The following is a 6,270-nucleotide window of genomic DNA, read 5'->3' on the forward strand; positions in this document are numbered from 1 at the left end:
AGGCAAAAGATTTATCTGCGAGCTTCGCTTGAGGGGTGGTGAATGCTCGTCGAAGAGGGTAAGCACTCCTATTTTATATAGGTATAGCGCCCCCGTAGCAAGAGAGCTACGGGGGCGCTAGTGCGGGGGGCTGCGGAAAGTTTCTGCTTACCTGCGTATTCCCATTATTACGTTCATATTGTAGGCATAGCAATCCTCCTTCCCAGTAGTGCCTGACGATAGACCTCTCATTTCTGGGCCACGTGTGGTGTCAAAGATTTCTGTTGGGTAATATCCGTTGTCTAGACCATCCCATCCTAGGTTACAAAAGACTAAATCCCTTGTCTCGTATCTAACTGTGGTGTTGATGATCTCCCCCTCAATGATCCAATGAGTAGATACTTTGCGTTTCAGAACGCGATACCCGTCTAGAACCCACGCGTGTCCACCACTGTAGGTCGTTTTTGTGTTTCCTCCCCAGAATAGGAACTTAGAACTTTTCTTGTCATGTCGAAAAGCAAAAGCCTCGATGTATACGGGGTGTTTGGTCTTAATTTCGGATTTAACTTCTTTCCAGTTGTATGGCATCAATCCCTTACATTGATATCCATAATGTTGTAGGGTTCGCACGACATTGGTACTGAATGCACCGCTCACTTTAGGCCCATATTTCATGTCCAAATTATGAGGCCGACCTAAATCAAGGAATAACTGAGGAAGTACGCTCGCTGCATAGGTTCCTCGAGGCTGCTCCGTGATTAGATCCCAGTTGAACTGAGGATATTTGTAGAAGCTCATAATTCCAGCTACAGCTGTTGCGACACATCCAGTTGGAGGAAGCTTCCCTTCTATTGGAGTTAGTCGAGCGTTGTAAGGTGAGTTTTGCCCTAAGTTGATAGAGAGTAAAGGTCCGTGCTGTTCAATGACTTCCCAAGGACCATATTCGGAGTAGTATCTTCCAGGGTTAACGATGTTTCCAGTGCTATCTCTGAAGTGTGTGCCATCGTCGGGATCTTGTTCGTTGTCTTTTTCGAGCAAGAAGTTGATGCCCTCTTCTATAGGCTGAAGAGCTGGGGTCTCATGAGGGTGCTTCAAGTCTAGATTTCCCTGTGAGCATGCCATGAGGATAGGGTGCTTGCTCTTGGGATTTTCGGAGAGGACAACGTACCCCTGTTTATCTCCGAAGCTTACGATGTAGGCTCCATAGATAGGCTTTCCAGAAGTACTTCGTCCTGTACTCTTTGAGATGTATTTGATATTAGTGACTGGAGGAGTGCTTATCGACCTCATGCTACCATGGAAAATGGCTCCATATATGTTTATAGCTTGCAGTGTGGCATCGTCCTCCGAGAGTCGTTCGGTTGGAGTTCCTATAGTAATATGTTTGCCGCTTTGCTTGGTTGGTATCTCGTTGTGATTACAAGAGGAGGTCAGGAGCCATAGGGCTGTTACTACTAAGATGTTAAAGTAGTATTTGGAGTTTAGAGTTCTCATAGGGAATGTTGTTATATCTGTTTGTTAGTATGATGTGATCTTGAGCTCTTGCCCCGTGATGGCTACTGTTTGGGGGAGGTAGCCAATGCTGGAGACCTTGAGTGTCTTAGCCTCGGCAGGGAGACGGAGTGTGAACTTCCCGTTGACGTCGGTCAAGACCCCGTGGGAGGGGAACTCGACGCAGGTCACGGATGCGGCGACCACGGGCTCCTTGTCATCTGCCGCGATGACGACACCGGTGACGGTGACTTGCTTTTTCTGAGCCCACGCTACTCCTATAGATATGCAGAGGAGTAGGACGAAGAGTAAACTCTTTCTCATTAGACTTGTGGTGATTAGGGTGAAACGGATGTTAGATTGCTCTGGGGTAGTGTGACCCTTGGGTGATGACTCCTCGGTCGTCATCTCGCTGTGGTAAAGACGTGACGTGTGATATGTGATGTGTGTGCCACTGCGAGATGAGGACCTCTGTAGAGGGATATGCGGCCGCTTGCCACAAGCATTCCTGCGGTCTGGTGGTAGTGCAGTCTGTCGATGTGAGGGTAGGTGGTACTCGTATCTCCCTCGCTCCATGGCAGTCTGTGTGCTATGTCAGACTCTATGAGCAAAGGTAGCAATCTTTCTTTCCTATGCAAGTCCGCTGATAAATACCTCGTTTTAGGGGTGCTATGCTTCTCTTTTATAGCTTTTTAATTATCTGTAAGATGGTACGTTTTCATAGAGATACTTACTTAATTTCTTTATGTAGGGTGTGCGTGTCCTACCGCACGTTGCGCCACTTCTGGCACTCGTGTGAGAAACCTTTGTACTGAGTGATACCGAGAATAAATAGGAGGAGAGCCCCAGCCGAATGTCTGCTATCAGATCATTCGGCTGGGACTCTCCCTTATATTATTATGGTATAGTGGTGTAGACTACTCCTTTGCCTAAGGAGGCAAAGAGGCCGTGTGCCGTCTACCTCTATCCGTAGCTACTTATTGCTCTTGCGGCGGTTGCAGTCTCGGCAAAGCATCTGTAGATTCTCTATCTCGGTCTTCCCGCCCTTGCTCCAAGGCTTGATGTGGTCGCCCTCCATCTCCTCGTACTTGTACTTCTTCCCACAGCAGGTGCAGATCCCGCCCTGCTGCTCGTAGACGGTGCGCTTTTGGCTGTCGCTGAAGGCGCGGATGCCGAGCACGCTCGGGTCGTCGTTCCCGATCGCCTTCTCCAGGACGTACTTATAGATGCCACTTTTTTTGGTCACATCATCATCAGCCATCAGGGAGGCAACCTCCTGCTCCAGCGCTATTGGGTTGTAGGTGTTCTTGTGGTATCTATTGTAGTAGATCCCCCAGGGAAGCCCCTTCATCTCCTTGCGATAGATGGGGAAGAGCTCCTCGACCCATTCGATGACACGTCGAAAATAATCCCAAAGGTCTTGGGCATTCGGATCCTGCTGGTGCTTCATCATGCATTCCTCGATGCTCTGTTTGGGGGTTCTCTCGGTCACCATACCAATAGATCACGGTCTCCAGGTAGTCCTGTCGGTTAGCTGTTCCCTTGAGGTACTTACTCCCAAGCCCGTAAGCGGCACAGCCCGTCTTGCTGAAGTAGCGCTTCGCATCTGATACCCAGGGACCTGTATAGACTGCATTGCGTAGCTCTTGGTCGGTAAGCTCTTCGCCTGCGATATTGATGGTCTTGAACCACTCGAGCTTCTCACTCTCTGTCCCATCGCAGATATAGACGGTGAGCTCGTAGTCAAGAAGTTGCACCCTTAGGTCCTCTGGAAGCGTGTGGAATGCCTGAGGCTGCTTGATGCCAAAGAGTCCAGCACAGGAGAAGTCCCCATTGAGGAAGGTGCAGATAGATAGCGTTCGTTGCTGGCCATCTATTAGCTCATAGTGCCCATTCCCGTGATCAGCCCAGTACATGACGTTTAGCGGATAGCCCTTGCTAAGGGTATTGATGACCGCTTGCTGTTGCTCAGGCTTGTAGACGAATTCGCGCTGGTAGGCAGGGCGTACATCCAGCTTGCCTCCATAGGCGACGACACCATTGTCGCCATTGTCTTTGTAGCCGTTGAATAGATCACGGACTTTAATGTGTACGAGTCGAATGTTCATAGGTTCTTGCTATTTGCGTTTGCGGATAAGTATGCGGGCGTATACGATTCGCCCTTCTACACTCCCATCCTTATCTTTGATTAGACCATGGGGCTTTTGGGGAGCTCTATTCCCGATGATAAAGTTATTCGCGTCGAGTATCTCGAACTGATCGGGGTTGTGCTTGTCCAGATAGGTAATGGGTACACCCATTACTCCGTCATAGTCACAGGGAATATCAGCGGTCTTATCTACGTTGATCGCATCGTAGTTGTCGTAGTGAGGGTATTCCTTGGGGCTATACTTCTTGTGAAGGATAAGTGCCTGGTGACGTTGGGGAAAGTCTAAGTTGGTAAACCAACGTACTCCCTTCATGCGTATGAATTTTCGCCCGTCACCATCTATGCGGGAACTCGCAGCTTCCAGGGGGTAACTGCTTGGTATCTCAAACTCTCTATCTCCGCTATGAATGCTTGGCCCTAGCCAGATCTGCTCACTCTGTACGAAAGGGAAGATCTCCTTATAGGTGACGGCATTTATATTACCGATGATGATAAACTTCTTCTGGTATTCAATCAGCTGAGCGACGTATTCACGGAAGAGAGAGAAGGGGGGATTGGTGACGACGATATCTGCTTCTTTGAGGAACTCGATACACTCTTCACTGCGGAAGTCCCCATCCCCTTTCAGCGGATGCACGAGTCCAGCGATATTCGGGTTAGGTGGCATGCCGATATCTTCTCCCTCGTAGACGAGGTAGACCGCCTGCTCGGTCGCACTGACAGAGAAGAGATCTGGATTTTGATTCTTGTAGCAGGTGGTGATGAGCTTCTTGAGGCCGAGGTAATGGAAGTTTAGGACGAAGTAGTAAAAGAAGTTACTCATCCGAGGATCGTCACAGTTGCAGAGCACCGTCTTACCTGCGAAGTGCTCTCGATAGTGCTTGAGCTCAGCCTCGATGTCCTCCAGCTGGGTGTAGAATTCATCCTCCTTCCCCTTCTTGGCTTGAGAGAGTTGTTTGTTTGCCATAAGCGCATAGCATGATTGGGCGCTGGCTATCTCTCGGGTGGGCTACTTAGGGCTTGGGTACAAAGAGAAGCGTAGACGCGCCTCTCTCCGTACCTTCAGGCCCTAGGAATAGCCCACGTCACAAGAGATAAGTCACGCCTACGCTATGCGCAGGCGTTCACTGACTTATTCGAGCGACGTAGCTTAGAATTTCCTAGGTTCGAAGGTACTTTCCGAATAAATAGCAAACGCTATGTTAGTACTAAAGATGGAGTGCTATTGGCAGACGCTTCTCCCCGACTCCAAGTACAAAGGTATGGATAATTGGATACCTCCGCAATGGCAGGAGGACTGCATCGGAGTGTGAGGAGTAGGTGTGTGTGCTACTACTTTTCGCAGGGCTTCCCTTGCTTAAATGAAGGGGGAAGTGGTCTCTTATAGGGTTGTTTTCGAGTCCTTCGTATAGAGGGTGATGTGAACCTATATTGGTCGCTGGGTTGACCTATATAGGTCGCATCAACAACCTATATAGGTTCGCGCGATGATCAATATAGGTCGACTCACAGACTAATATAGGTTGATACCATGTCTTTCTATAGGGCTTTGGGATGGTGTTACAGTCAGAGCTTCTGTCGCATGCGGATCGTGTGGGAGAGGGACTAATGCTCAGCCCTCCTCCTGTAATATATAATGTACGCGCGCGAGGCATAGTGTTTGCGGGGAGAAGTAAGCGTGCGGAGCTCATATGTAGATATATGGTTGCGTGTGTAGAGCTATATAGGACGGCGAAGAAAGCTATATAGCTTTGTAAAGTGACCTCTATTAGGTTGTTGCTCCGCATAGAGATAAAAGTTATGGACGAGTGGAAGATAAGTTTGGACTACGTACGTGGATCTAATATCTACGTACGTGGATATTTGGGTTTACGTGCCTGGTCTTTAAGACTACGTACATAGATGCGGAAAAACCACTACATGAAGGCACTTTTTCTTCACGAGAACGATGCTTTTCCCTCCGCTCGATAAGAGGAATACTCGCGATAAGGCGCAGGGCTTGTGTATCTCTTCGGAGGGGCATATCGGGGAGTTGGGCGTGCGATGCCTTAGCAGAATAAATAGAGGACAGGAGTCGCGGCGATAGTCTCTATTTGGAAATACAGGTATTATTGCCGTATCTTTGCAGTCGCAAGTCAGGCGGACGAGCAGCGAATGACAGGGTTTAAATCAAGAGTGGTAACGAAAAAGTTTCACTCAAGATTTGGTGGAGTGAAAACTTTGCTTTACCTTTGCACTCGCAAAAGAAACGAACGGCCTAGCGGTGACGCGGGGTGTTTGACTTTAAGAGATCTTTGAGATAATTGATATTGACAAACAGAAGTGTAGTAACAAACGTTTAGGGAAATGAAGACCTAACCGTCAATTACGACCTTTACTTAGGTAGAGATACACTAATAAATCTGAAGCAAGAATCATTTTTAGAGCAAGACAAGCAGAACAAAGTACAATAAAAATATTGACAATGAAGAGTTTGATCCTGGCTCAGGATGAACGCTAGCGATAGGCTTAACACATGCAAGTCGAGGGGCAGCATGGTCTTAGCTTGCTAAGACTGATGGCGACCGGCGCACGGGTGCGTAACGCGTATGCAACTTGCCTCACAGAGGGGGATAACCCGTCGAAAGACGGACTAATACCGCGTACACTCT

5 protein-coding genes and 1 rRNA gene are annotated in these 6,270 nt (G+C 48.5%); 1 reads left to right on the forward strand and 5 read right to left on the reverse strand.

The window, feature by feature from the left end; genetic code table 11:
- Nucleotides 1–147: 147 nt before the first annotated feature.
- From HMPREF1121_RS06330 to HMPREF1121_RS06345, 5 genes are all read right to left on the reverse strand, one after another.
- On the reverse strand, nucleotides 148–1,473 hold the full coding sequence (locus HMPREF1121_RS06330) for a C10 family peptidase (protein WP_044115391.1): 1,326 nt from the start codon (nucleotides 1,471–1,473) through the stop codon (nucleotides 148–150).
- A 24-nt stretch (nucleotides 1,474–1,497) separates the two neighbouring features.
- Nucleotides 1,498–1,794, reverse strand: coding sequence for a carboxypeptidase-like regulatory domain-containing protein (locus HMPREF1121_RS06335; protein ID WP_232223751.1), 297 nt, complete (start codon nucleotides 1,792–1,794; stop codon nucleotides 1,498–1,500).
- Nucleotides 1,795–2,443: 649 nt separating this feature from the next.
- Complete coding sequence (locus HMPREF1121_RS08875) at nucleotides 2,444–2,821, reverse strand: HNH endonuclease (protein ID WP_232223752.1); 378 nt, start codon at nucleotides 2,819–2,821, stop codon at nucleotides 2,444–2,446.
- Entirely contained in the window at nucleotides 2,787–3,578 is a 792-nt protein-coding gene (locus tag HMPREF1121_RS06340; RefSeq protein ID WP_232223753.1) for a DUF262 domain-containing protein, read from the reverse strand. Before HMPREF1121_RS06340 ends, HMPREF1121_RS08875 begins: the two co-directional genes overlap by 35 nt.
- A gap of 9 nt (nucleotides 3,579–3,587) precedes the next feature.
- On the reverse strand, nucleotides 3,588–4,586 hold the full coding sequence (locus HMPREF1121_RS06345) for an adenine-specific methyltransferase EcoRI family protein (protein WP_044115393.1): 999 nt from the start codon (nucleotides 4,584–4,586) through the stop codon (nucleotides 3,588–3,590).
- A 1,494-nt stretch (nucleotides 4,587–6,080) separates the two neighbouring features.
- Between HMPREF1121_RS06345 and HMPREF1121_RS06350 the strand changes: the two genes are divergently transcribed.
- Nucleotides 6,081–6,270, forward strand: a 16S ribosomal RNA gene (locus HMPREF1121_RS06350); the annotation flags it as partial.

Source organism: Porphyromonas sp. KLE 1280 (assembly GCF_000700805.1).
Taxonomy (GTDB): domain Bacteria; phylum Bacteroidota; class Bacteroidia; order Bacteroidales; family Porphyromonadaceae; genus Porphyromonas; species Porphyromonas pasteri.